This window comes from Mesorhizobium sp. M0923, from assembly GCF_040319365.1.
Classification (GTDB): domain Bacteria; phylum Pseudomonadota; class Alphaproteobacteria; order Rhizobiales; family Rhizobiaceae; genus Mesorhizobium.
The window spans coordinates 132,335-156,109 of sequence record NZ_JAMYNW010000007.1; the positions used below are offsets into that span (position 1 = coordinate 132,335).

General features: G+C 63.5%; 19 protein-coding genes and 1 pseudogene. 9 read left to right on the forward strand and 11 right to left on the reverse strand.

What is annotated here, in order from left to right:
- Nucleotides 1-523: 523 nt before the first annotated feature.
- The 4 genes and pseudogenes from NKH89_RS14400 to NKH89_RS14415 form a co-directional block, all read right to left on the reverse strand.
- A pseudogene (locus NKH89_RS14400) lies at nt 524-1,534 on the reverse strand (zinc-dependent alcohol dehydrogenase family protein); the annotation flags it as partial.
- A 25-nt stretch (nt 1,535-1,559) separates the two neighbouring features.
- Nucleotides 1,560-1,955, reverse strand: a complete 396-nt coding sequence (locus NKH89_RS14405) for a (R)-mandelonitrile lyase (protein WP_352481974.1) — start codon at nt 1,953-1,955, stop codon at nt 1,560-1,562.
- A gap of 19 nt (nt 1,956-1,974) precedes the next feature.
- Nucleotides 1,975-2,445, reverse strand: coding sequence for a cyclophilin-like fold protein (locus NKH89_RS14410; protein ID WP_023720225.1), 471 nt, complete (start codon nt 2,443-2,445; stop codon nt 1,975-1,977).
- Nucleotides 2,442-3,632, reverse strand: a complete 1,191-nt coding sequence (locus tag NKH89_RS14415; RefSeq protein WP_352481976.1) for an MFS transporter — start codon at nt 3,630-3,632, stop codon at nt 2,442-2,444. The genes NKH89_RS14410 and NKH89_RS14415 overlap by 4 nt, the downstream gene beginning before the upstream one ends.
- A gap of 149 nt (nt 3,633-3,781) precedes the next feature.
- On the opposite strand from NKH89_RS14415, the gene NKH89_RS14420 reads away from it, so the two are divergent.
- Nucleotides 3,782-4,675, forward strand: a complete 894-nt coding sequence (locus NKH89_RS14420) for a LysR family transcriptional regulator (protein WP_023720226.1) — start codon at nt 3,782-3,784, stop codon at nt 4,673-4,675.
- Nucleotides 4,676-4,948: 273 nt separating this feature from the next.
- Here the strand turns inward: NKH89_RS14420 and NKH89_RS14425 are convergent, their stop codons facing one another.
- The 6 genes from NKH89_RS14425 to flaF all read right to left on the reverse strand — a co-directional run bounded on the left by NKH89_RS14425 (nt 4,949) and on the right by flaF (nt 11,086).
- Nucleotides 4,949-5,194: a MoaD/ThiS family protein gene (locus NKH89_RS14425; RefSeq protein ID WP_023675441.1), complete on the reverse strand. Its 246-nt coding sequence runs from the start codon at nt 5,192-5,194 to the stop codon at nt 4,949-4,951.
- Nucleotides 5,194-7,458, reverse strand: a complete 2,265-nt coding sequence (locus NKH89_RS14430; protein ID WP_352481977.1) for a xanthine dehydrogenase family protein molybdopterin-binding subunit — start codon at nt 7,456-7,458, stop codon at nt 5,194-5,196. Before NKH89_RS14430 ends, NKH89_RS14425 begins: the two co-directional genes overlap by 1 nt.
- Nucleotides 7,459-7,460: 2 nt before the next feature.
- Entirely contained in the window at nt 7,461-7,937 is a 477-nt protein-coding gene (locus NKH89_RS14435; RefSeq protein WP_352845599.1) for a (2Fe-2S)-binding protein, read from the reverse strand.
- On the reverse strand, nt 7,937-8,797 hold the full coding sequence (locus tag NKH89_RS14440) for an FAD binding domain-containing protein (RefSeq protein ID WP_352845601.1): 861 nt from the start codon (nt 8,795-8,797) through the stop codon (nt 7,937-7,939). The genes NKH89_RS14435 and NKH89_RS14440 overlap by 1 nt, the downstream gene beginning before the upstream one ends.
- A 137-nt stretch (nt 8,798-8,934) precedes the next feature.
- Nucleotides 8,935-10,578, reverse strand: a complete 1,644-nt coding sequence (locus tag NKH89_RS14445) for an MFS transporter (protein ID WP_352909169.1) — start codon at nt 10,576-10,578, stop codon at nt 8,935-8,937.
- Nucleotides 10,579-10,750: 172 nt separating this feature from the next.
- The gene (gene flaF / locus NKH89_RS14450) at nt 10,751-11,086 is read right to left on the reverse strand and encodes a flagellar biosynthesis regulator FlaF (RefSeq protein WP_352909171.1); all 336 of its coding nucleotides are present in this window, start codon (nt 11,084-11,086) and stop codon (nt 10,751-10,753) included.
- Nucleotides 11,087-11,611: 525 nt separating this feature from the next.
- On the opposite strand from flaF, the gene NKH89_RS14455 reads away from it, so the two are divergent.
- Complete coding sequence (locus tag NKH89_RS14455) at nt 11,612-12,799, forward strand: TMEM43 family protein (protein ID WP_352909173.1); 1,188 nt, start codon at nt 11,612-11,614, stop codon at nt 12,797-12,799.
- Between the two features lie 21 nt (nt 12,800-12,820).
- On the opposite strand, the gene NKH89_RS14460 is transcribed toward NKH89_RS14455, so the two are convergent.
- Nucleotides 12,821-13,852, reverse strand: a complete 1,032-nt coding sequence (locus NKH89_RS14460; protein ID WP_352481981.1) for a histone deacetylase family protein — start codon at nt 13,850-13,852, stop codon at nt 12,821-12,823.
- A 141-nt stretch (nt 13,853-13,993) separates the two neighbouring features.
- Between NKH89_RS14460 and NKH89_RS14465 the strand changes: the two genes are divergently transcribed.
- The 7 genes from NKH89_RS14465 (at nt 13,994) to NKH89_RS14495 (ending at nt 23,552) form a co-directional block, all read left to right on the forward strand.
- Nucleotides 13,994-15,661, forward strand: a complete 1,668-nt coding sequence (locus NKH89_RS14465; RefSeq protein ID WP_352909175.1) for an amidohydrolase — start codon at nt 13,994-13,996, stop codon at nt 15,659-15,661.
- Nucleotides 15,662-15,800: 139 nt separating this feature from the next.
- Nucleotides 15,801-16,895 carry an ABC transporter ATP-binding protein gene (locus tag NKH89_RS14470; protein ID WP_352909176.1) on the forward strand — a complete coding sequence of 365 codons (1,095 nt, stop codon included), beginning with the start codon at nt 15,801-15,803 and terminating at the stop codon, nt 16,893-16,895.
- Nucleotides 16,895-17,815 (forward strand): ABC transporter permease, encoded by a 921-nt coding sequence (locus NKH89_RS14475; protein ID WP_352909178.1) that lies wholly within the window; start codon nt 16,895-16,897, stop codon nt 17,813-17,815. Before NKH89_RS14470 ends, NKH89_RS14475 begins: the two co-directional genes overlap by 1 nt.
- Nucleotides 17,808-18,608, forward strand: a complete 801-nt coding sequence (locus NKH89_RS14480) for an ABC transporter permease (protein WP_023720239.1) — start codon at nt 17,808-17,810, stop codon at nt 18,606-18,608. Before NKH89_RS14475 ends, NKH89_RS14480 begins: the two co-directional genes overlap by 8 nt.
- A gap of 22 nt (nt 18,609-18,630) precedes the next feature.
- Nucleotides 18,631-19,665, forward strand: a complete 1,035-nt coding sequence (locus tag NKH89_RS14485; RefSeq protein ID WP_352909180.1) for an ABC transporter substrate-binding protein — start codon at nt 18,631-18,633, stop codon at nt 19,663-19,665.
- Nucleotides 19,666-19,937: 272 nt separating this feature from the next.
- Complete coding sequence (locus NKH89_RS14490) at nt 19,938-21,119, forward strand: serine hydrolase domain-containing protein (RefSeq protein WP_352909182.1); 1,182 nt, start codon at nt 19,938-19,940, stop codon at nt 21,117-21,119.
- Between the two features lie 120 nt (nt 21,120-21,239).
- Entirely contained in the window at nt 21,240-23,552 is a 2,313-nt protein-coding gene (locus NKH89_RS14495) for a Tex family protein (RefSeq protein ID WP_352909184.1), read from the forward strand.
- Nucleotides 23,553-23,775: the final 223 nt, after the last annotated feature.

Below are 23,775 nucleotides of genomic sequence, written 5' to 3' on the forward strand. Positions count from 1 at the left end.
CGATAAAACTTTGACAGTCGGGCTGTTCCGATCAGTAACGTTCGTAGGTCACGCGCCAGCCTTCGGCCGGATTGTCCGGCGTCAGGACCAGTTTGTTGTCCGAGACTTCGAATTTGCGTTTCATGCTCTTCCCGACAAGGTTGCGGACCAGGGAGGACTCGATCGTGATGACGAAGGTCTTGTCCTGGTCGTCGATAGCGACCGGCCCGTAATAGGCTTCGTAGCCATTCTCTGTGTAAGGCGTGTCCGGTGCCTTGGCGTCGGGGTTCTGCGCCTGCACCGACAGGGTGCCGGCCTCGGTGAAGATGACCTGGCCGGAATATGGCACGGGCTTGAGGCTTCCCTCGGCACCGGCCTCGAGCGACCTCATGCGCCATGCGCCGATGATCGGCGACTCTTGCGAGAAAGCCGGCGTGGCGACCGAAAGCGCAAGGGCGGCAATCTTCAATCTCATCGTCATATGTCGTTGTTCCTTTTCTGATTTGTGGGTGCGGACAGGCCGTCCGCCCAATCTTCGCTCACACCGAAGCATGACCTTGATGGCGCGCCGCTCGTCCATGGCGCGGTAGCCTTCAGCGACCTCGGCCAACGGCAGCTTGAGGTCGAAGACCTTGCCGGGCTTGATCCGACCTTGCAGCACACGGCCCATAAGGTCGGGCAGGAAGCGGCGCACCGGCGCCGGGCCGCCCAGCATGCGCTTCTGGCCGAAGAACAGTTTTTGGCCGTCGAAGTTCACGCCGTGCGGCACGCCGACATAGCCGATGGTGCCGCCGGGGCGAGAGCAGGCCAGCGCCTGGTCGAAGGATTCCGCCGTGCCGACGCATTCCAGCACCGAGTCCGCGCCGACGTCCTTGGTGAGCTCTTTGATCCGGGCCACACCTTCCTCGCCGCGCTCGGCGACGATGTCGGTCGCGCCGAACTCGCGGGCGAGTTTTTGGCGGCTGGCGTGCCGGCTCATGGCGATGATGCGCTCGGCGCCCATCTCCTTGGCCGCAAGCACGCCCATCAGGCCGACCGCACCGTCGCCGACCACCACCACCGTCGATCCTTCTCGGACCTCGGCTGCGTCGGCCGCATACCAGCCGGTGCCGAGCACATCGGACACAGCCAGCAGGTCAGGGATGAGTTCGGCCGGCGGCACCTCGGCGGTGGCGACCAGTGTGCCATCCGCCAACGGCACGCGGGCGTAAGGCGCCTGCGCGCCCGACATGAACTCGCGCTGCACACAGGACGACTGGAAGCCGAAGCGGCAATGCGGGCAGGTATTGTCGGAGAGGCAGAACGAGCCGACGACGAACTGGCCGGGGCGCACCGTGCGCACCTCTGCGCCGACCTCGACGACGATGCCACAATATTCGTGGCCCATATGCATCGGGCCGTCGACCCGCTGCAGCCCGCGATAGGGCCACAGATCCGAGCCGCAGATGCAGCTTGCCGAGAGCTTGATGATGGCGTCCGTCGGCCGCATGATTTTCGGATCAGCGATCTCCTCGCAGCGGATGTCGCCCGGTTTGTGAAGAACGGTTGCGAGCATTTTGGTTCCTTTCGAGTGGAGAAGATCAAGCGCGGTAGTCGGCGTCGCTGACATGTTCCAGCCAGTCCACGACCTTGCCGTCCTTGACCTCCTGGAGAGCAATGTGGGTCATGGCAATCTGAGCCGACGCGCCGTGCCAGTGCTTTTCGCCGGGCGCGAACCAGACGACGTCGCCGGCACGGATTTCCTCGACCGGGCCAGCCTCGCGCTGCACGCGGCCCAGGCCCGAGACGACGATCAGCGTCTGGCCGAGCGGATGCGTGTGCCAAGCGGTGCGGGCGCCGGGCTCGAAGGTCACCTGTGCGCCTTGAACCCGCCCGGCATCGAAGGGATTGAAGAGCGGATCGATCCGCACCGTTCCGGTGAACCAGTCAGGTGGTCCCTTGCCGGAAGGCCTCGTGCCAGCGCGAAGAATGTCCATGGTGATCTCCTTTGTGTCCTCAAGTGCGTTCGATGCGAAGCGGGAACTCGCCGCGAATGTGCAGGGCCTGCTCGCCCTCGTCGAAGCGGCCGAGCCTGATCAGCCCGGGATGGCGATAGTCGGCGTAGAACATGGCCAGGTTACCCCAGGACGTGAAATAGCAGAGGTCGTAGGGCTGCTCGTTGGCGAACGGACCACTTCCCTTCTCTGTCAGCTTGCGCGGCAGATAGGCGATCTTCTCGTTATGCGCGTAGTCCTCGATCTTGAGATCGAGCGGCAGCATGGAAAAGAAATCGCGCGCCGACGGATTGTCGTAGAGCGTGGCGGTCATGATGCGGCCGTTGAAAATCATCCTGATCTTCATGTTGGTTGACTCATGGCTGACTGGGGCTTCGCCTTCTTGGCTGGCGGCTGCTCGAGGCAGGGCCGCCACCGCGAGCGCGGCGCCGAGCAATGTCCGGCGGTTAAGCGGCGCACGCTCGATGATCATGGCAAAGATCTCCGGGCCATATGCGATGCGGCAAGGGCGGCGAGCGCCGATCCGCAGAGCAGCACTGCACCTAGAGTGAACGCTCCCCACCAGCCGACCGTATCGAAGAGCGTGCCGCCGATCGCGGCGCCGCCGGTGATGGCGAGCTGGATGACTGCCACCTGCAGCCCGCCGCCGGCCTCTGCGTCGTTCGGCAACGTCCGGCTGAGCCACGTGCCCCAGCCAACGGGCGCGGCCGTGCCGAAGAAGCCCCAGGCAACGAGCAGCAGCGCTGTGGGAACGGGGAGGGCACCAAGGGCGATGAGCGCAGCGGCCAAGGCCGCCATGACCAGCGGGATGACGATGAGGATGCTGAACAGACGCGTGGACAAAAGCCGGCCGACGCACCATGTGCCGAGCACCCCCGCCAGCCCCATCGCCAGCAGGATCGCCGAGAGAGCAGCGATGTCGAGCCGGGTGACGCCCTCGAGGAAGGGCCGCAGATAGGTGAAGAGCGCGAACTGGCCCATGAACAGCATCATGATCGACGCCATGCCGATGGCGACGGGAAGACGGCCGAGGAGCGCCAGTGGATTGCCTGAACGCTTCCCCCGGCGCGGGGGCAGCGCCGGCAGGCTTGTCCACTGCCAGGCCAGCGCCAGAAGCCCAAACGGCACGACGAGGAAGAAAGCGCCGCGCCAGCCGACATAGGCGCCAAGAAAACTGCCCAGCGGCGCGGCGATGGTGGCCGCAATGGCATTGCCGGCGTTCAGCATGGCGAGACCCTTCGGAACCATGTCTTGCGGCACGAGGCGCATGACGATCGCGGTCGACATCGACCAGAACCCGCCGATCGCGATGCCGAGCAGCGCCCGGCCGACCATGAGGAACGCGTAGTTCGGCGCGAAGGTGACAGCCAAACCGGACACGATGAGGAGGAGGGTGAAGCCGGTCACGACCAGTCGGCGGTCGATATGGCGCGTGAGGCCGGCGACCAGCAGGCTGGTCACGACGGCGAAAACGCCCGAAATCGAGATCGCCTGTCCCGCGCGGCCCTCGGTGATGCCGAGATCGGCCGCTAGCGGCGACAGCAGGCTGACCGGCATGAATTCCGACGCGATGAGCACGAAAACACACAGCGCCATCGCCAAAACCGCGCCCCATGCGGCGCGGTCACCGACAAGCCTTGTGTCGTACGTCGTTTCCATAATTGGCATCCTTGCAGGGCGACCGGGCGGATCAGCCGCCAACGCCGTCGCGATGCCAGAAGATATTGCAGAGGAACCCATTCTATTAGACTAAGTAATTCGCATGGACTTATCTGCTCATGATATAAATATCCGACGGGAGGTACCCTATGCAGCGCGATGGCATGAAGGATCTGCTATGGTTCGTGGCGGTCGCGCGGGAACGGAGCTTCACCAAGGCGGCGGCCAAGCTCGGAACCTCGCAGTCGACCCTGAGTTCGACAATCAAGGAGCTTGAAGCTCGTCTCGGCGTCCGCCTGCTGACACGTACGACGCGGAGCGTCGCACCGACCGAGGCCGGCGAGCGACTTTTCCAATCTCTTGTTCCCCGCTTCGAGGAAATCGAAGCGGACCTCGCAAGCCTGGTGGCCTTTCGCGACAAGCCCTCCGGAACGGTCCGTATCACGCTTTCCGACCATGCGCTCCAGACGACCGTCTGGCCGAAGCTGCAGCCCTTGCTCAGCGACTATCCTGACGTGTGCGTCGAACTCTACAGCGACAACGGCATGAAGAACATTGTGGAGGAGCGCTTCGACGCAGGCGTGCGGCTTGGTGAGAGCATCGACAGGGATATGATCGCAGTGCGCATCGGGCCGGATTGGAGGCTCGTGGCCGTGGCTTCGCCGGAGTACTTTTCCCGCCATCCGGTTCCGACCGCACCGCAGGATCTGGTCGATCATGACTGCATTAATATGCGGCAGGCGACGTTCGGCGGATTATATGCCTGGGAATTCGCCAGGGATGGCCGCGACCTTCGTGTGCGCGTGGAAGGCCAGCTCACCTTCAATTCGTCCATTCCCATGATCGAGGCTGCGATAAGCGGTTTCGGGATCGCCTATGTCCCGGAAAACCTCGTCAGCCACCACATCGCCAAGGGATGCCTTAGGCTCGTGCTTGACGACTGGAGTCCGCCATTTGCGGGCTATCACCTCTACTACCCGAGCAGGCGACAGCTCTCGCCTGCGATGGCGGTGATCATTGAGGCGCTCCGCCATCGCATCTGACTCCCAAGACTGTGCCTATGAATCATGAAGCTGACATTGGTAAATGGTAGGTTCTGATCCAAGCCATTTGACTTCTACGCTGCGGGCGGCTGCTTTCGCCTCAAAGCAGACGTGTAGCTCGCTCGCCTCTATGTCTGTGATTGACACAGAAGCGTCATCGAAAAGGAGCCAAACTCGCCGGCTGAACTGGCCAAGAATTCTCGTGGATAGCCAAGGTTTTTCTCGAGCCTAGGCCAAGTCTTGGTCGTCGATGGTAGGGACACGGTTGTCCAGTTATCCCCCGGCAAGACGCGGCAGCAGGAATATCTCCGCCCCTTCCGGCAGTTCCTTCGACCAGGTGTCGCGATAGATCGTCCCGTCGATGGCGACGGCGATGCCGCGATCGATGTAGGGCTCGAGGCCGGGATACTGTTCAGCCAGCTTCCTGAACAGCTCCCGAATATCCTTCGCCTCGATCTCGACCTTGCTCTTGCCTCCGGCGATCGCGCCGAGCGATCCCCAGAGCGTTACTTCAACCATCAGCCTTCCCGTTCCGCCTCGATCGCCGCCAGGATGCGCGGCGGCGACATCGGTATATGCGCCATGCGCACGCCGACCGCGTTCGAGACTGCATTGGCGATCGCCGCCAGCGGCGGCACGATCGAGGTCTCGCCGACGCCGCGCACCCCGTAGGGATGGTTAGGGTTGGGGATCTCGAGGATCTGTGTGTCGATCATCGGCAGGTCCGAGCAGACCGGGATGCGGTAGTCCAGGAAGCCAGGGTTCTGCAGCCGCCCGTCCTTGCCGTAGATGTACTCTTCGTTGAGCGCCCAGCCGATGCCTTGCGCGGCACCCCCCTGGTACTGCCCCTCGACGTAGGTCGGATGCACCGCCTTGCCGGCGTCCTGAACGACGGTGTAGCGCAGCACCCTGGTGAAGCCGGTCTCCGGATCCACCTCGATATCGCAGATATGGGTGGCGAAGGAGACGCCGGCGCCGTCGGCGACGAGCTCGCTGTGGCCGGCGATCGGTCCGCCCGTCTTTCCGGAAGCGGCCGCGATCTCCTTCAGCGACAGCGCAGCAAGGTTGCCGTACTTCTCGCCCCTAGCGATCGCGTGGCCCTTTTCCCAGACCACGTCGTCGACCGGGATGTCCCACGTCTGCGCGGCGCGATCCCGCAGGATCTTGATGGCGTTGCGAGCGGCGGAGATCGTCGCCATCGAAGACGAGAAGGTGCCGCGGCTGCCGTCCGTCATATCGTTGTAGCCGAGGCTGGAGGTATCGGCGACCACCGCCTTGACCTGCTCATAGGGGATACCGAGCTCTTCTGCCGCCACCAGCGAAAGCGAGGCGCGCGAGCCACCCACGTCAACGGTTCCGACGGCAAGCGAGACCGAACCGTCCATGCCGATGTTGAGGTCGGTGCAGGTCTGGCCACCGAAGTTGAACCAGAAGCCGCAGGCCATGCCGCGGCCCTGGTTCTTGCCGAGCGGCGCCTTCATGTGCGGATGGCTCTTCGCCGCCTCCAGCGTTGGGCCGATGCCGATCGGGCCGTATACCGGGCCGTAGGACGATCTGGTGCCTTCCTGCGCCGCGTTCCTGATCCGGAACTCGACCGGGTCCATGCCGATCTCCTTGGCCAGCTCGTCGACCGCGCTTTCCACCGCAAACGCCGCCATCGGTGCCGACGGCGCGCGATAGGCCGCCGTCTTGGGCCGGTTGACCAGCACTTCGTAGCCGACCGTCCTGACGTTCTCGAGCTTGTAGCAGGCAAAGGCGGTCATGGCGCCGATCTCAGCCCACATGCCGGCATAGGGGCCGCAGGAATAGCGCAGCGTGGCCTCGGCCGCCGTGATCGTGCCGTCCTTACGGGCGCCGATCCTGACGTCGATCGAGGTGGCGCTAGTCGGGCCGGAGGCGCGGAACACCTCGTCGCGCGTCATGACCAGCTTGACCGGCCGGCCGGCTTTGCGCGACAGCGCCAGCGCCACCGGCTCGGCCCAAACATGGGTCTTGCCGCCGAAACCACCGCCGATCTCCGACGAGGTGACGCGCAGCTTCGAGGCCTCCATGCCAAGCAGCTGGGCGCAGTGCTGGCGATAGACGAAATGCCCTTGCGTGCAGACCCAAAGATCGGCGGTGCCGTCGGAGCTGACATTGGCGACGCAGGCATGCGGCTCGATATAACCCTGGTGCGTCTGCTCGGTCTTGAAGGAGCGTTCGACGACGAAATCGGCCTGGCCGAAACCTTCATGGATGTCGCCATGGCCGTACTGGGTGCGCTTGGTGACGTTGGAAGGCTTGACGGGCTTTTGCTCAAGGCCCTCGGTGAAGATGGCGTCGTTGAGCACGGGTGAGGAGTGCTTCATCGCCTCGTCGACGTCGGTGACATGCGGCAGCACCTCGTAGTCGACTTCGATCAGCTTCAGTGCCTGCCTCGCCGTGCGGGCATCGACCGCAGCGACCGCGGCCACAGCATGGCCGTCGTAGAGCGCTTTCTTTCGCGCCATGCAGTTGTCGAGGATGTCGTACATGGCGGCATCGCCGTCGGTGAGGTCGGGCAGGTCGGCCGCGGTGATCACCGCCTTGACGCCGGCGAGCTTCTCCGCCTTCGACGTGTCGATCTTCCTGATCGTGGCATGCGCATGGGGGCTTCTGAGAACGCGCCCGACCAGTTGCCCGGCCATGTTGAAGTCGGCGCCATAGCGTGCACGGCCCGTCACCTTGTCGACGCCGTCGGGACGGATGGGACGCGTGCCGACAGAGGTGAAATTGCGTCCGGAGTAACGTGGATCGAAATTCATCGTCATGCTCCCTTCATCACGCTCGCGGCGTCCTGAACGGCACGCACGATCTTGTCATAGCCGGTGCAGCGGCAGAGGTTCCCGGCGAGGCCGAAGCGGATCTCCTCCTCGGTTGGATCGGGGTTCTTGGCCAACAGGTCCTTGGCCGCCATGAGGAAGCCCGGCGTGCAGATGCCGCATTGAAGCGCGGCGTGTTCCAGGAATTTCTGCTGCAGCGGATGCAGCTTGTCGCCATGCGCCATGCCCTCGATGGTTTCGATGCGCCGCCCTTCAACCTCCGCGCCGAGCACCAGGCACGAGCACACCAGCCGGTCGTCGAGGATGATGCTGCAGGCGCCGCAGTCGCCGGTGCCGCAGCCTTCCTTGGCGCCCGTCAGCCCCAGGCGATCGCGCAGGACATCGAGCAGCGTCTCGTCCGGCTGGCAAAGGTACTCGACATTGTCGCCATTGATTGTCGTTGATACTGCCACACCAGCCATTATTTGCCTCCTGCACGTGCATAGGCGGTCGTGGCGGCCCGCTTGGCCAGCACACCCGCAACTTTCCGTCTGAATTCGATAGTGCCTCGCTTGTCGTCGATTGGACGACAGGCCCCCGAGCAGACCTTGGCGAGCCTTTCCAGCGTGGCTTCGTCCAGCTTGGAGCCGATGAGAACCTCGGCGGCCTCCTCGACCAGAATCACCGTCGGCGCCACGGCGCCCAGCGCCAGGCGGGCGAATTTGACGCGACCTTGCTCATCGAGCATCAGGTTCACGCCGGCGCTTACCACGGCGATGTCCATCTCCGTGCGCGGAATGAAACGCAGATAGGCATCGCCCGAACGCGGCAGACGTTTGTCGAGCAGGATTGCCTCGATGATCTCGCCCTTGGTCAGCGACGTCTTGCCCGGCCCAGTCGGTACCGCTTCCACGGCAATCGTGCGCCTGGCTCCCGGGCCGACGACCACCGCCTTGGCGCCAGCGGCTACCAGCGCCGGCACGCTGTCGGCGGCCGGCGAGGCGTTGCACAGATTGCCGACGATGGTGCAGCGTCCCTGCACCTGCTTCGAGCCGATCAGCTTGGCCGCTTCGACGACGCCGGGCCATGCGTTCTTCAGGGCCTTGCTCTCGCCCAGCACCGCGCAGGGGACCGCCGCGCCGATGCTGAAGCCCTCGGCTGTTTCCCTGATCTCGCCAAGCCCGTCGATCGCCTTGATGTCGACGATCAGGTCGGGTTCGATAAAGCCGCCTTTCATTCTCACCAAGAGGTCGCTGCCTCCGGCAAGGATGGCGGCCGTGCCGGCTGAGCCGGCCAACAGGCCGGCGGCGTCTTCAATTGAAAGCGGACGTATGTAACGCATCGTCTCCCCTTAGTGGTCATAATCACATCAACTGATATAAACCGTCTCTCCACAATGGCCATCCCATTCGTACATTCGCGGATTGGGCCAGCCGTAGCAATTTCATTTGCTCGTCCAACTGGACGCCGCGCCGGCCACTAATGCTCGATCGGTCCCTTCGGCATCACCAGCGCCGTGCCGGCTGTCGTCGGCCGCTCGATCATGCGGCGGACGCGGGGTGGCTCGTTGCCGCTGTGCAGGGCCCTTATGCGCTCGCCGATGACCGCGTCGGCGTAGGTGGCGCGCCTGTTGTGGCGGATATATTCGACCCAGGTTGGCGTGTGGTAGTGCTCGATCCATATCGAGGGATTTTCGAGATCGCGCGCCAATGTCCAGTTGCGGGCGCCGTCACGCCGGCGGATGCGGCCCCGTTCGGCCATGGTGGCGAGGAATTCCGGCACGTCCTCGTTGCGGATCACGTATTCGATCATGATGGCGATGGGACCACTGCGCGGCTTCAGATCAAGTGCCAGATGCGGCTCCTGGAAGCGGTTGAGCGGATCGAGGTTGAGCACGGCCTGCTGCGGCAGCGGCAGCAGCAGGCCGATGGCGCCTCCCGCCAGCATCGCGACGCTGGCCGCCATCAGGGCGACTTCGGCGCCATGGGCGTCGGCAACCACGCCCCAGACCCAGCTGCCGAGCGCGATACCGCCGAAGGTTGCGGTCTGGTAGACCGAAAGCACGCGGCCGACCACCCAGCGCGGCGTCGACATCTGCACGGTGACATTGAAGTGCGAAAGCGCTGTCACCCAGCAGGCGCCGCCGACCAGCAAGCCGAGTGAGGTCTGCCAGGCATTCTCGCTGACGGCGGCATTGAAGGCGCAGAGCGCGAAACCGGCGAATGCCATGCGCACCATGGTTTCGCTGGACAGCAGCTGCCGCAGCCTGACGCTGGTCAGCGCGCCGCCGACGGCGCCGATGCCGAAGGCGCCGAGCATGATGCCGTAGCTCAAGGCGTCGCCCTTGACGACGTCGCGCGCGACCAGGGGAAGCAGTGCCAGGACCGCGCCGGCGCTGAAGCCGAAGGCCGAGCTCCTGACCAGCACCTTGCCGATATTGGGCGACATCGCGACGTAGCGCAGGCCAGCGCCCATCGCGGCGCCCAGCGTCTCGCGCGGCAAGGTCGATGCCGGCAGTTCCGGCCTCCAGCGGGCCAGCACGACGATGAGGCCGACATAGCTCAGCGTGTTGACGGCAAAGGCCGCGGCGGCGCCTGCGGCGGCAACGATGATGCCGCCGATCGCCGGGCCGACGCTGCGCGTCAGGTTGAAGCCCATCGAGTTGAGCGCGATCGCCGCCGGCACCTTGGGACGAGGCACCATGTCGCCGACCGAAGCCTGCCAGGACGGGCTGTTGAGCGCGGTGCCACTGTCGATCAGGAAGGTGAAGGCGAGCAGCGTCCACGGCGTCATCAGGTCGAGATAGGTGAAGACGGTGAGAAGAGCCGAGACGGCGAGCATGAAGATCTGCGCGATCAGCATGATTTTGCGCCGGTTGAAACTGTCGGCGATGGCGCCGGCCAGCAGCGCGAAGAGCATGATCGGCAAAGTGGTCGAGGCCTGGACCAATGCGACCTGGTAGGACGAGGTAGCGATCGTCGTCATCATCCAGGCGGCACCGACGCCCTGGATGAGGCCGCCGAAATTGGAGACGAGGCTGGCGGACCACACCGCCCGGAAGATGCCGTGCCGGAACGGCGCCAGCGCCGAGGCGCTTTCGCTTTCCGGTGTGTCCTCGTTCATCGATGCTTTCCCGGGCTCAAATGCGTTTGTTCTTGCGATGAATCGGCCCCTCAAGCCAAGGATTCAAAAAATAGAACATCACAGCGCAAAGGGCGAACGCATTCTCGAGAAAGATCATGGTCCAACAACAAGATAGCGAGCGCGGAGCCCGTCCGGGCGCGCCATAGCGGGCTCACTGCATGCCGTCCCTGACGATCTCCGCCACTTCGATCAAGCCTTCGAAATTGTCGGTGCGGCCCTGGCGGATGTCTTCGGTTTCGCGCAGCAGCCACAAACCGATCGAGATGAGATTGGCGCGCAGTTCCCTGGGCAGGGCGCTGTCGCCAGAGCGGAGATCTTCGACGAAGGCGGTCCAGACGCGACTGGTGAAATGCAGGGCCTCGGCCGCTTCCAGCGAATCACGGCCAATCATCACCGCCGCCAACAGCATGTCGATCGAACGGCTAAGAAGCTGCCGATGCCTGGCCCCGGCAGCGGTCTGCATTTCGGCTCGGGGGAATTGATACATCGTTGCTGCTCTACCGCTCCGTCGGCGTTGTCAGGTCAGGAAACTCAACAGATCGAGTTGCGAGATTTGATCCAGATGCTGGCATCGCCAGCTGCCGAATACGCATCACTTCACCAGGGACACCACCACGCGACGCCGCGCACAAAAATCGCACCTGTTGCAGGGAGCGCGAATCCGGCTCCGGAATGGTTCCGGAACATGAGGTTTTGGTGGTCGCCGCGCCCCCGAGGAACGGCTGATTCGGCTACAATCTAACCGTAGACGAATCCGACATCAAACGCGATTTGACTGAAACGAATTCCATCGGTCGGGGCGCTCCGAGGGTACATTTTCGAAGCGCCCGTGTGCTTTGCGGCGGTCGGATCCAACTGCAAGTGTGCCGTATCGGCAATTCGTCGATTGCGATAGGCTCCTGTTGTCGGGACGGATGGGGCGTCTGTCTCGGTTTGGCGTAACGCCGGTTGCATGCCACTGCGCGACAGAGCGCGGATTCGTGAAACTGGCTTTGGGGAATTGGGGGAAACAATGGGCGATTCAATTCAGGAAATAACGTCCGTCTCGTGGTTCGGGCGGATCAAGCGGGCGGTCGGCGGGATCGTTTTCGGCTTGCTCTTGATCGTGCTGATGGTGATCGGCCTGTTCTGCAACGAGGGTCGCGCCGTGCAGACGGCGCGTTCGCTGGCCGAGGGATCGGGCGCGGTGATCTCGGTTGGCGCCGATAGCATCGATGCTGGCAATGACGGCGAGCTTGTCCATGTCACCGGGGCGGTGACGGCGAGCAGCGGCCTTGCCGATCCGGACTTTGGCATTTCGGCGCAAGGATTGCGGCTGTCGCGCAGCACCGAGATGTACCAGTGGAAAGAAGAACAGAAATCCGAGACGACGAAGAAGCTTGGTGGCGGCGAGGAGACGGTGACAACCTACAGCTATTCGAAAGTGTGGGACGACAGCCAGATCAACTCGTCGGAGTTCAAGAAGCCGGACGGCCATGAGAATCCGCCGATGGAGATACACAGCAAGAGATTCCAGATCCCGGACGGCAAGCTCGGTGCCTTCACGCTCGACCGGCCGGTGCTGGACCTGATCGGCGGCGACAAGGAATTTTCACTGTCACCGGACCAGTCGGCTACCATCGATGCCGCCTATACCGGCACCAAGCGGGTCAACATCGTCGACGGAAAGATCTATCTCGGCTTCAACACCACGTCGCCGGCGCTGGGCGACTATCGCATTGGCTACGAGCTGGCGCCGCTCGGCCTGGTCAGCGTCGTCGCGCGCCAGGCAGCGGGCGGGTTCGAACCCTACCAGACAAAGGCCGGCGACCAGTTGCTGATGGTCGACATCGGCAATGTGCCGGCGGAAAAGATGTTCGCCGACGCGGTCAGCCAGAACACGCTTATCACCTGGCTGCTGCGCGCCGCCGGCCTGCTGCTGTTGGCCATCGGCTTTGCCCTGCTGCTCAGCCCGATTGGCGTCGTCCTCGACGTTATTCCTTTGCTCGGCAGCGTGGCGCGGATGGGCACCGGCATCATTGCCTTTTTCCTGGCGATCCTGGTCGGCACGACGACGATGGCGATCGCCTGGTTCTGGTACCGGCCGGTGCTGGCGGCAGGCATCCTGGCCGCCGGCGTCATCGCGGCGGCGGCGGTCTATTATCTTGGCCGCTCGCGCAGGCAGGCCGCACCGCTTGCCACGCCGAGCGCCGCTACATGATTGCAGGCACCGGCGGCACTTCTAGCGGTCCTCGAAGCCGGTCAGCACGCCGACGGCGTTGACGCCGATCTCCTCGACGGCGTAGCCGCCTTCCATGACGAACAGCGTCGGCAGGCCGAGCCTGGCGATGCGGCGGCCGATTCTGGGATAGTTTTCCGTTTTCAGCTTGAACTGGCTGATCGGGTCCTTCTCGAAAGTGTCGACGCCGAGTGAAACCACGACGACGTCAGGAGCATAAGCCGAAAGCCTCGTGCAGGCCTCCTCGAGTGAGGCGTTCCACACGTCCCAGCCGGTGCCGAAGGGCATCGGATAATTGTCGTTGAAGCCTTCGCCGTCGCCCTCGCCGCGTTCGTCGGCATGGCCGAGAAAGAACGGATATTCGGTCATCGGATCGCCATGCAGGTTCAGCACCTGCACGTCGCCGCGGCGATAGAATATCTCCTGGGTGCCGTTGCCGTGGTGATAGTCGATGTCGAGGATCGAAACGCGCCCGGCGCCATGGTCGCGAAACCTTTGCGCGACGACGGCGGCGTTGTTGATGAAGCAATAGCCGCCCATGAAGGCCGCCCCTGCATGGTGCCCCGGCGGGCGGCACAGCGCGAAGGCGGAAGGCTCACCGGCCTTGACCAGCGCAGCGGCTGTCAGCGCGACATCATAGGACGACTTGATAGCGTCCCATGTGCCTTTGACAAAAGTCGCGCCGCCGTCGAAGGAGTAGAAGCCGAGCAACGCATCGATGCCTTTCGGGCGCACGTCGCCGCGCAGGCCGCGCGTCGGCCAGGTGAAGGGAATGGCCGAACCGGTGCGGCCCGACGCTTCCCAGAGCGGCCACACGGTCGGCAGGAAATCGATGTAGTCGCTGGCATGAACCTTCTTGGCGGCGGCGAGGTCGTGACTTTCCGGTGACAGGATCGGACCGAGCTTTTCGCTCTCCACCCGCGCCCTGATGAACTCGGCGCGCGAGGGCTTTTCAAAAGCCGGCACGATGGCGCCGGCGATCAGTTCGACATTGCCGGAATGGCCGGCATGGAGAGGCGAAAAAACAGTCTTCATGAAATCTTTCCGTGGTGAGACGCGGCGACCCTAACCGTCCTGCATGGCCCTTCACAAGGCGCTGGGCCAACCAGCCATGGCTTGCTGGCACGGCAGCCGGTCGTCTAGCCTGCCGGCAGCGCAACCAAACCGTGGGAAATCATGAGTTCAAATGCCGACCTGATCGTCACCAATGCCCGCGTGCTGACCATGGATGAAGGCAATCCGACGGCCGAAGCGGTGGCGATAAAGGACGGCAACATCCTGGCGGTTGGCGATCGCCGGACGATCGAGGCGCTGAAAGGGCCGGCCACGAAGGTCATCGATGCGCAAGGCGGGTCGGTGGTGCCGGGCTTTATCGAAGCGCATATGCATCTTTTCGGCGGCGCGGCCGAACTCGACAATCTGCACCTTCAGGGTGTGCATGGCTTCGATGCGCTGAGCGACGCGATCCGCGCCTACGCGGCGGCACGGCCGAACGCCAAATTGCTGCTGGGGGCCGGCGTCGACTACACTATCCTTTCCAAGGAAGAGCCGGTCACCCGCCATCATCTCGATCGCATCATCGCCGACCGGCCGTTCGCGATGTCGGCTTCCGATCACCACACGATGTGGGCCAACACAAAGGCGCTGGAACTGGCTGGCATCCTGCACGGCAACCAACTCGGTCCCGGCAACGAGATCGTCATGGGAGCGGATGGCCTGGCGGCGGGCGAATTGCGCGAGGGCGAGGCGTTCGGGCCGATCCTCGAGCTTTCCGGGCAGAACCGCCTGCGGCTCGGCCTTGCGACAGGCGGCGAGCCCGAGCCGTACCCTTCCGCCGCCGAAGTCGCTGCCGATCGCGACCTGATGCATCGCGGGTTGGAATGGTGCGCCCGCCACGGCATCACCTCGATCCAGAACATGGACGGCAATTTTTACCAGCTCGAGCTGCTAGCCGGGCTGGAACAGGAAGGGCGGCTGCTCTGCCGCACCAAGATACCTTTTCATTTCAAGAATTTCATGACGCTCGACGTGCTGGAAAAGGCATCGAGCATGGCCAACTCCTACCAATCGGAATGGCTGTCGTCCGGCATGGTCAAGATGTTTTACGACGGCGTGCTGGAAGGCTGGACCGCGGTCATGGTCGACGACTATGCCGACCGGCCGGGCTGGCGCGGTGAGCCGCTGTTTACGCCCGAGCATTTCGCCGAGGTGGCGCTGGAGGCCGACCGGCGCGGCCTGCAGATCGCCGTGCATTCGATCGGCGACGGCGCGGTGCGCGCGGTTCTCGACGGTTACGAGGCGGCGCAGCGGAAGAACGGCAGGCGCGACAGCCGGCACCGGGTCGAGCACATCGAGATCACCACTGCCGCCGACGTGCCGCGCTTCGCCGAACTCGGCGTCATCGCCTCGATGCAGCCGCCGCACCCGCCCGGCGCCATGGACTTCCCGCTGGAGCCGACGCTTTCGCGCATCGGCCGCGAAAGATGGCCGCTGAGCTATGCCTGGCGGACACTGAAACAGGCGGGCGCGCATGTCGTCTTCGCTTCCGACTGGCCGGTGTCGCGGGTCGACCCGATCCTGGGCATTCAGGCGGCGGTGCTGCGCAAGCCTTGGGCAGAGGGCGATCCAGACCAGAGCTTCTCGCTGATCGAGGCGCTTGCCGGTTATACGGTCGAAGGTGCCTATGCCGAATTCATGGAGCACCGCAAAGGCCGGCTGAAACCAGGCTATCTGGCCGATCTGGTGGTGCTGTCGGCCGATATCGAGGCAACTGAACCGGGTTTGCTACACAAGGTGCATCCGGTCAGCACCATCTGCGGCGGCAAGATCACTTACCAGGGTTGATGATGACGCTGACGATGGCACGGAGCTTGCATTCTGAACCGAGGTCCAGATGCATGGTTGCCAAGCCGACCGGCATATGCTGACAATCGAATGGGAACTGGATCCGCCATCAAGAGCGGACATGAAAATGGGGTAATGCGTGCCGGATCAACCGGGTAAGAGTGCAATCGAGGTCCGCGGCGTCCGCAAGGTGTTCGGTACCGGGGACGCCCAAGTCGCCGCTCTCGACACGGTTTCGGTGTCGATCCGCGAGAACGAGTTCTTCACGCTGCTGGGGCCGTCGGGCTGCGGAAAGACGACGCTGCTTCGGCTGATCGCCGGGTTCGATTTCCCCAGCGAAGGCGAAATCCTGCTGCACGGCCAGGACATCGCGCCGCTGCCGCCGTTCAAGCGGCCGGTCAACACCGTGTTCCAGTCCTATGCGCTGTTCCCGCACATGACGGTGGCGGAGAATATCGGCTTCGGGCTGGAGATGCTGGGCAAGCCGAAGACCGAAATCAAGGCACGCGTCGCCGAGATGCTGAAGCTGGTCAAGATGGAGGCGCTGAGCGCCCGCCGCACCAGCCAGATCTCCGGCGGCCAGCAACAGCGCGTGGCACTGGCGCGCGCTCTGGCGCCCCAGCCGAAAGTGCTGTTGCTCGACGAGCCACTGTCGGCGCTCGACTACAAGCTGCGCAAGGAAATGCAGATCGAACTGAAACGGCTGCAGCACCAGACCGGCATCACCTTCATCTTCGTCACCCACGACCAGGAAGAAGCGCTGACCATGTCGGACCGCATCGCCGTGATGTCGGCCGGCAAGATCCTGCAGGTCGGCACGCCCTGGGACATCTATGACAAGCCGGCCGAGCGCTTCGTCGCCGACTTCATCGGCGAAACCAATTTCCTGACCGCTGCCATCACCGGCATCGACAACGGCAAGGCGCGTGCGACACTCAAGTCCGGCGCGACGATCGACGCGACCGTGGCTGAGGGCTTCCAGCCGAAGGCGAATGCCACCCTGGTGGTCAGGCCGGAACACGCAAAGCTGACCGGCGGCAAGGGCGATCTTTCCGGAACCGTCGAAAACATCGTCTATTTCGGCACCGACACGCATATTCATGTCCAACTGGACAGCGGCGAAGCCTTCACCGTGCGCCAGCAGAACACGCGCAGCGCAGGCTGCGGTTTCGAGCGGGGCGACAAGGTCGGCGTCTCGATCGGCAACGACGCCGCGCAAGTGCTGAGGGATTGATGGCGAGCGCGGAAGAAGTCGCCAAGGCGGCCGAACGGCGCGACATCCGCGACCGCTGGCTGCTGTCGGCGCCGGCCCTGCTGATCATCTTCCTGGCAGCGACCGGCCCATTGCTGATCGTGCTGGTCTATTCGCTCCTGACGCCGGGTCCTTATGGCGACGTGAAGTGGCAATTTTCGCCGGAGGCCTGGATTTCGGTGTTCATGGAACGCGACATCTTTGACGGCACGCTGTCGGTTGCCGCCGCCCATGTCACAATTTTCTGGCGCTCGATCAAGCTTGCTATCGTGACCACGCTCGCCACCTTGGCGCTCGGTTTTCCCACCGCCTATTTCATGGCGACACGCAGCGAGAAGACGCGCGATCTCTGGCTGTTCCTGATCACCATACCGTTCTGGACCAACTTGCTGATCCGAACTTTCGCCGTGCTGCAGATCATCCGCAATGAAGGTCTGATCAATACAGTGCTGCTCAAGCTCGGCATCATTTCCGCGCCGATCCAGATACTCTTCACCGACACAGCGATCCTTATCGGCATGGCCTATGTCTATCTCCCGCTAATGGTGCTGCCGATCTATGCCAGCATGGAGAAGCTCGATTTCCGGCTGGTCGAGGCCGGCTACGATCTTTATGCGACACGCTTTCAGGTGCTCAGACGCATCATTTTCCCGCTGGTCAAGCCCGGCGTGATCGCTGGCTCGATCCTCGTCTTCATTCCAGCGCTCGGCGCCTATGTCACGCCCATCTTGCTCGGCGGCGGCAAGACCATGATGCTCTCCAACCTGATCGAGATGCAGTTCGGGCAAGGCCGCAACTGGCCGCTTGGCTCGGCCCTGTCGATCGCCGTCATGATCATCGTCATGGTGGCGCTGCTTGCCTATGTGCGTAACGCCGGCCGCTCAGAGATGCGCCATGGCTAGAAGCTTCGCAATCAAGCATCAGCCAGGGTTCACCGCGATCGCCGCGACCTGTTTCGTCGTGCTCTATCTGCCCATCGTCATACTCGTCGTCTATGCCTTCAATGCCGCGACTTCGACCTCCGAATGGGGCGGTTTCTCGCTCAAATGGTTCCAGTCGGCTTGGCAGAATACGCAGGTGATCGACGCCACGCTGCGTTCCTTCCAGATCGGCGCCATCGCGGCAACCCTTGCGACCATCGCGGCGACCATGGCGGCGCTCGCGACAACGCGCACGGCAGCCTATCCGGGCCTGACTTTCAAATATGCGGCGATCAACCAACCGCTGATGGTGCCGGAGATCGTCACCGGCGTGGCGCTGCTGATCTTTTTTTCGCGCATAAAGATATTCACCGGCTATTCGGGTCTCGGCTATCTAATCGCCGCGCATACGGCCTTTTGCATTCCCTTTGCCTATCTGCCGATCCGGGCGCGGCTGGAGAACATGGACCTGACGCTGGAGCGCGCTGCCGCCGATCTCTATGCGACGCCGTGGCGGACGTTCCGTCGCATCACGTTGCCGCTGCTGTGGCCCGGCATCCTCGCCGGACTGATGCTGGCCTTCGTCATCTCGCTCGACGATGTCGTCATCACCGAGTTCGTGAAATCCGGCGGCCAGGACACGTTGCCAACCTACATGCTCGGCCAGATACGCCGAGGCATAACGCCTGAAATCAACGCGATTTCGACCGTGTTCCTGCTCTTGTCGGTCGCCATCGTGACGTTGTTTTTCTTCATCAGCAGGAAACGGGACTGAGCATGAAAATGGGAGTTAGAACATGAACTGGAAGACAACAGCGACCGCCATCGGGTTGGCATTGCTCGCCTCGACGAGCCTGGCTCGCGCCGACGGCGAATTGAACATCTACAATTGGGGCAACTACACCAGCCCCGACGTGATCAAGAAGTTCGAGCAAAAATACAACGTCAAGGTGACCATCACCGACTACGATTCCAACGACACGGCACTGGCCAAGGTCCGCCAGGGCGGCACCGGCTTCGACATCGCGGTGCCGTCACAGACCTTCGTGCCGATCTGGATCAAGGAAGGCCTCGTTCAGGAAACCGATCCGGGCAAGATGGAGAATTTCAAGAATGTGGCGCCGGAATGGGCCAATCCCGATTTCGATCCCGGCCGCAAATATTCCGTGCCGTGGGCCTGGGGCACCGTAGGCATCGTGGTGAACACCGACGCCTACAACGGGCCGTCGGACAGTTGGGGCATCATCTTCAATACGCCCGATGGACTGAAGGGCAAGGTCAACGTCGTGCCGGAAATGAACGACGTCATGTTCGCGGCGACCAAATATGTCGGCGCCGCGCAATGCGCCAGCGACAAGGAAACGCTGAAGAAGGTGCGTGACACGCTTGTCGCGGCCAAGCCGAACTGGATTGCTATGGAATACAACACAATCGAGAAGATGGGCGCAGGCGATTTCAAGGCGACAAGCGACTGGAACGGCTCGGCTCTGCGCCAGCGGCTGGCGAACCCCAAGATCCACTATTTCTATCCCAAGGAAGGTTTTGGTCTCTGGAGCGACAATGTCATGGTCCTGAAGGAAGCCAAGAACGTCGAGAACGCCAAGCTGTTCCAGAACTTCATCATGGATCCGGAGAACGCCGCCGGCCTGTCGGCTTTCCACCGCTATGCCAACGGCATTGCCGGTTCGGACAAGTACATGCCGGCCGACATGAAGGACGCGCCGGAGGTCATTATCCCGGAAGCCGTCAAAGCGCGTGGCGAGCTGCAGACACTGTGTTCCCCGGAGGTGCAGGACATCTACAGCAAAATCTGGACCGAATTGCAGAAGTAACCCACGTCCGGCCGAACCCGGCGGCATTGCCGCCGGGCCTTTTCCGGCGATCGGACTGCCCATGATTTCCTATCGCAACTCCGATCCGCAGCCGCCGATCATGCAGGGTTCGCCACCACGGATATCGACCGGGACACGACCATGGTTGGGGTGAAGCTTTCGAGCCATCCGGATTTCACCAATGTCGCCTATTCGCTGACGACGCTGAAAGCCGCGGGCGCGATCGACGCGGTGCTCGCTTAGGGCACAACAATAATCCGGAAGGAAGCGCCATGACCGGCAAGACCGCGTTCGAAACGAGATATGGCTTTGCCCGAAACCAAGTGCTGCTCGGCAATTGGCGAGAAAGCCCGTTCAGCCGGTGGTCGTTCCAGAATGCCGGCGAGCTGGTGCCGAGCGCTGCCGTGGCGGCAAAGCCGGGCAGCAGCGAGGCGCCGGCGCAGGATTTCGGCGACCTACTTGGTGAAAAGGTCGCTCTTGCAGGCGGCGCGGAGACTGTCGCAGCTTTTCTCAAGCGCTCCGATACCGACGCGCTGACGATCATGAAAGGCGGCAAATTCGTCGGCGACTGGTTCGCACCGCATATGGAGTTCGGGGCGCGCCACATCGTCTTTTCGATCAGCAAGTCGCTGACCGCGATTGTTGCCGGGATATTGGCAGGCGAGGGGATTTTCGATCCGCAGGCTCCGGTAAGCCGCTATCTGCCCGAAGCTGCCGGCTCGGCCTATGGCGATGCGAGTGTGCGGCACGTGCTCGACATGGGTGTCAGCCTCGACTTCGAAGAGGCCTATCTCGATCCGGAAAGCGCCTTCGCCCGCTATCGCCGCGCCATGCTGTGGAATCCAGGCGGGGGCACCGAGAGCCTGGCCACTTTCCTCATGACGCTGCAGGGCCTGGCCGAGCCGCATGGCCGGACGTTCCGCTACCGTTCGCCCAATTCCGACCTGCTCGGCATCCTGCTCGAACGTGCGTCGGGCCGGCGCTTCGCCGATCTGATGCGCGAGAAATTATGGGAGCCGCTCGGCGCTGTCAGCGAAGCTTCGGTAACCGTGGACATGGAAGGCACGGCGCGTACGGCCGGCGGCATTTCGGTGACGCCGCGCGACCTCGCCCGGGTCGGCGAGATGATGCGGCAAGGCGGCATGGCCAATGGCTGCCGTATCGTGCCGGAGAGCTGGGTGCGCGACACGACCGAAACTGGCGGTGACGCCGAGGCTTGGCAACGCGGCACGATGGCGTTCCTGTTTCCGCGTGGCCGCTATCGCAACAAATGGTACCAGACGGGCGCGGCAAGCGGCGCCTTCTGCGGCATCGGCATCCACGGCCAGTGGCTTTACGTCAATCCGAAGGCCGAAATGGTAATCGCAAAGATGTCGTCGCAGCCGGTACCGGTCGACGATCCGCTCGATTTGGATATGATTTCTTTCTTCGAGGCGCTGAGCCGGATGGTCTGATCCGATCCAGACAGCCCGACCTTTCCTGTGGACCTCTCGCCGGGTTGAAAATGGCGCGGTTGGCGCATCGGTGCTCTGCGCCTATGGTCGCGTCTCTTTTCGACAAACAGCAGGATCGACATGGCATCCGACATCAAGCGCATCGCAACCATCATAGCCGCCGAGATCGGCGCCCGGCCCGAACAGGCCGCGGCGGCGATCGGCTTGCTCGACGACGGTGCGACCGTGCCGTTCGTTGCCCGCTACCGCAAGGAGGTCACCGGCGGCCTCGACGACACGCAGTTGCGCGACCTCGCCGAGCGGCTCGCCTATCTGCGCGAGCTCGACGCGCGCCGCGACACCATCGTTGGTTCGATCCGCGAGCAGGGCAAGCTAACGGAAGAGCTTGAGGCAAAGATCGCTGCGGCCATCACAAAGGCCGAGCTCGAAGACATCTACCTGCCTTACAAGCCGAAGCGCCGGACCAAGGCCGAGATCGCACGCGAGCGCGGACTGGGACCGCTGGCGGAAACTATCCTGGCCGATCGTGCGGCCGTGCCGGCCGAGCTGGCGCTGGCCTACATCAGCGAAGACGTGGTCGATACCAAGGCAGCGCTCGAAGGTGCACGCGATATCCTGTCCGAACAGTTCGCCGAGAACGCCGACCTGGTCGGCAAGCTGCGTGCCTACATGAAGGAACGCGCCTTCCTGCGCTCGCGCGTCATCGACGGCAAGCAGGAGGCCGGCGCGAAATTCTCCGACTATTTCGACCATGTCGAGCGCTGGGCCAACGTGCCGAGCCATCGCGCGCTGGCCATGCTGCGTGGCCGCAACGAGGAGGTGCTGTCGCTCGACATCGAGGTCGATGCCGACGATGTGTCACCGGTGAAACCGGTCGAGCGGATGATCGCCGACGCCTACGCCATCGGCCGCCAGTTGCCAGGCGACCGCTGGCTGATGGAGGTCGCCGGCTGGACCTGGCGCATAAAGCTGTCGCTGCACCTGACGCTCGATCTGATGCGGGACTTGCGCGAGCGGGCCGAGGAGGAAGCAATCCATGTCTTCGCCCGCAATCTCAAGGATTTGCTGCTTGCCGCGCCCGCGGGCTCACGGCCGACGATGGGCCTCGATCCGGGCATCCGCACCGGGGTCAAAGTGGCGGTGGTGGACGGCACCGGCAAGCTGCTGGCGACGACGACGGTCTATCCGTTCCCGCCGAAGAACGATGTCCGCGGCACGCAGGCCGAACTGGCGAAGCTCATCCGGCTGCACAAGGTCGAGCTGATTTCGATCGGCAACGGCACTGGCAGCCGCGAGACCGAAAGGCTGGTGGCCGACATGCTGGCTGATATGCCGGCCGGGTCCGGGCCGAAGCCGCTCAAGGTGATCGTCAGCGAGGCCGGCGCCTCGGTCTATTCGGCGTCGGCAACGGCGGCGGCGGAATTTCCCGGCCTCGACGTGTCGCTGCGCGGGGCGGTGTCGATCGCGCGGCGCCTGCAGGATCCGCTCGCCGAACTGGTCAAGATCGAGCCGAAGTCGATAGGCGTCGGCCAGTACCAACACGATGTCGACCAGTACCGCCTCGGCCGCTCGCTTGAGGCGGTGGTCGAGGATGCGGTCAATGCCGTCGGCGTCGATCTCAACACGGCGTCGGCGCCGCTTCTGGCGCGGGTTTCGGGTCTCGGCGCATCGCTGGCCGAAGCGATCGTTGCGCATCGCGATGCGACCGGCCCGTTCGCCAGCCGCCGCGAACTGTTGAAGGTGTCCCGCCTTGGACCCCGCGCGTTCGAGCAATGCGCCGGCTTCCTGCGCATTGCGAACGGCACCGAACCGCTCGATGCCTCGGCGGTGCATCCGGAAGCCTATGGCGTGGCCAAGAAGATCGTTGCGGCCTGCGGGCGCGACGTTCGCTCGCTGATGGGCGACAGCGCCGCACTCAAGGCACTCGATCCGCGCGTCTTCGTCGACGAGCGCTTCGGCCTGCCGACGGTGCGCGATATCCTGTCGGAGCTGGAAAAGCCCGGCCGCGATCCGCGCCCCGGCTTCAAGACCGCGACCTTTGCCGACGGCATCGACGACATCAAGGATCTGAAGCCCGGCATGCAGCTTGAAGGCACCGTCACCAATGTCGCGGCCTTCGGCGCCTTTGTCGATATCGGCGTGCACCAGGACGGATTGGTGCACGTCTCGCAACTGGCCGACCGTTTCATCAAGGACGCGCACGAGGTGGTCAAGGCCGGCGACGTGGTCAAGGTGCGTGTCGTCGACGTCGATATTAAGCGCAAGCGCATCGGCCTGTCGATGCGCAAGGACGGCGACGGTGGCGCACCGAAGCCGCGCGACAATGGCAACAGGCCGGTGCCGCGCGCGCCCACGCCCCAACGCCAGCCGGAGCGGCCGGCGCAGCAGGGCGCGTTCGGCGCCGCTTTGGCCGATGCGTTGAAGCGGAAGTAATTTCGCGAGCCGGGCTGTGGCAGGTCATACGGCGGCGCTCGACATTGATGATCCATCACCAATGCTCATGGATCGGCGAAGCTATTTCGTTTGATTTTTTGGGGACGGAAGCCGATAAGCCGCGCGTTTCAAGATTTCTGTTTGATGCATGTCGTTATCCCCAAGCTGCCGAACACCCTCGGGTCAGGCCCGTGGGCAAGCTTTGGGCGACATGCATGAGTTT

What these genes read in the sequence shown, in the direction of transcription:
- NKH89_RS14405 (WP_352481974.1), bottom strand. Translation starts at nt 1,955, where the DNA reads ATGGACATTCTTCGCGCTGGCACGAGGCCTTCCGGCAAGGGACCACCT.
- NKH89_RS14410 (WP_023720225.1), bottom strand. Translation starts at nt 2,445, where the DNA reads ATGATCATCGAGCGTGCGCCGCTTAACCGCCGGACATTGCTCGGCGCC.
- NKH89_RS14415 (WP_352481976.1), bottom strand. Translation starts at nt 3,632, where the DNA reads ATGGAAACGACGTACGACACAAGGCTTGTCGGTGACCGCGCCGCATGG.
- NKH89_RS14420 (WP_023720226.1), top strand. Translation starts at nt 3,782, where the DNA reads ATGCAGCGCGATGGCATGAAGGATCTGCTATGGTTCGTGGCGGTCGCG.
- NKH89_RS14425 (WP_023675441.1), bottom strand. Translation starts at nt 5,194, where the DNA reads ATGGTTGAAGTAACGCTCTGGGGATCGCTCGGCGCGATCGCCGGAGGC.
- NKH89_RS14430 (WP_352481977.1), bottom strand. Translation starts at nt 7,458, where the DNA reads ATGAATTTCGATCCACGTTACTCCGGACGCAATTTCACCTCTGTCGGC.
- NKH89_RS14435 (WP_352845599.1), bottom strand. Translation starts at nt 7,937, where the DNA reads ATGGCTGGTGTGGCAGTATCAACGACAATCAATGGCGACAATGTCGAG.
- NKH89_RS14440 (WP_352845601.1), bottom strand. Translation starts at nt 8,797, where the DNA reads ATGCGTTACATACGTCCGCTTTCAATTGAAGACGCCGCCGGCCTGTTG.
- NKH89_RS14445 (WP_352909169.1), bottom strand. Translation starts at nt 10,578, where the DNA reads ATGAACGAGGACACACCGGAAAGCGAAAGCGCCTCGGCGCTGGCGCCG.
- flaF (WP_352909171.1), bottom strand. Translation starts at nt 11,086, where the DNA reads ATGTATCAATTCCCCCGAGCCGAAATGCAGACCGCTGCCGGGGCCAGG.
- NKH89_RS14455 (WP_352909173.1), top strand. Translation starts at nt 11,612, where the DNA reads ATGGGCGATTCAATTCAGGAAATAACGTCCGTCTCGTGGTTCGGGCGG.
- NKH89_RS14460 (WP_352481981.1), bottom strand. Translation starts at nt 13,852, where the DNA reads ATGAAGACTGTTTTTTCGCCTCTCCATGCCGGCCATTCCGGCAATGTC.
- NKH89_RS14465 (WP_352909175.1), top strand. Translation starts at nt 13,994, where the DNA reads ATGAGTTCAAATGCCGACCTGATCGTCACCAATGCCCGCGTGCTGACC.
- NKH89_RS14475 (WP_352909178.1), top strand. Translation starts at nt 16,895, where the DNA reads ATGGCGAGCGCGGAAGAAGTCGCCAAGGCGGCCGAACGGCGCGACATC.
- NKH89_RS14480 (WP_023720239.1), top strand. Translation starts at nt 17,808, where the DNA reads ATGGCTAGAAGCTTCGCAATCAAGCATCAGCCAGGGTTCACCGCGATC.
- NKH89_RS14485 (WP_352909180.1), top strand. Translation starts at nt 18,631, where the DNA reads ATGAACTGGAAGACAACAGCGACCGCCATCGGGTTGGCATTGCTCGCC.
- NKH89_RS14490 (WP_352909182.1), top strand. Translation starts at nt 19,938, where the DNA reads ATGACCGGCAAGACCGCGTTCGAAACGAGATATGGCTTTGCCCGAAAC.
- NKH89_RS14495 (WP_352909184.1), top strand. Translation starts at nt 21,240, where the DNA reads ATGGCATCCGACATCAAGCGCATCGCAACCATCATAGCCGCCGAGATC.